The sequence below is a fragment of the Campylobacter concisus genome (genome assembly GCF_002165775.1).
Classification (GTDB): Bacteria; Campylobacterota; Campylobacteria; order Campylobacterales; family Campylobacteraceae; genus Campylobacter_A; species Campylobacter_A concisus_E.
Genome location: NZ_NDYP01000018.1, coordinates 1 through 641, shown reverse-complemented (window position 1 = coordinate 641; position 641 = coordinate 1). Strand labels below are relative to the sequence as shown.

Annotated in this window: 1 protein-coding gene; it reads left to right on the top strand. The window is 38.7% G+C overall.

Features of this window, described 5'->3' with window-relative positions; genetic code table 11:
• Nucleotides 1-89 precede the first annotated feature (89 nt).
• A partial coding sequence (locus tag B9N66_RS09550) for a retention module-containing protein (protein ID WP_180382103.1) occupies nucleotides 90-641 on the top strand: 552 nt, incomplete at its 3' end.

Below are 641 nucleotides of genomic sequence, written 5' to 3'. Positions count from 1 at the left end.
CATTGTACCCCAGTACAATAGACAAGCCCTTCTAAAATTTATATAATTCATTCAAAATTTCAAATACTATAAACAATAAGGAGAACATGATGGCTAAAGAAGCTGGAGTAGTTAAAAGCGTAAACGGAGGAATAGCAAGAGCACTTAATGACTTAACGGGAGAGGTAAGACAATTAAGTGTAGGAGATATTGTATACCAAGGTGAAAAGATAGTTACAGAGGGTTCTAACTCTAAAGTAACAATAACTCAAACTGATGGTAAAGATATAACTTTAATAGGTAAAGATACTCTAACACTAGACCAAGACTCTAACAATAACGAAACAGTAGCTGATATCTCAGCTTTACAACAAGCCATCTTAAAAGGAACAGACCTTAATGCTCTAGAAGAAACTGCAGCAGGTGGTCCACAAGCAGGTGGCAATGGTGGAGATGGCGTAAGCTTATCTTCTACTAGCTTTGCAGAAGGAGGCCACATTAGTAACATCAACGCTAATGTAGGAAGCATAGATGCTTTATCTCTAGCAGCAGGTGGAGATAATAACTTTGGTGTAAGTGGAGGAAGTGCTGTTGGGGCTGGAATTGAAGCAACAGGACCTGCTTTACCAGCAGGAAGTATAAAAATTCCATTGTCGGCGTAT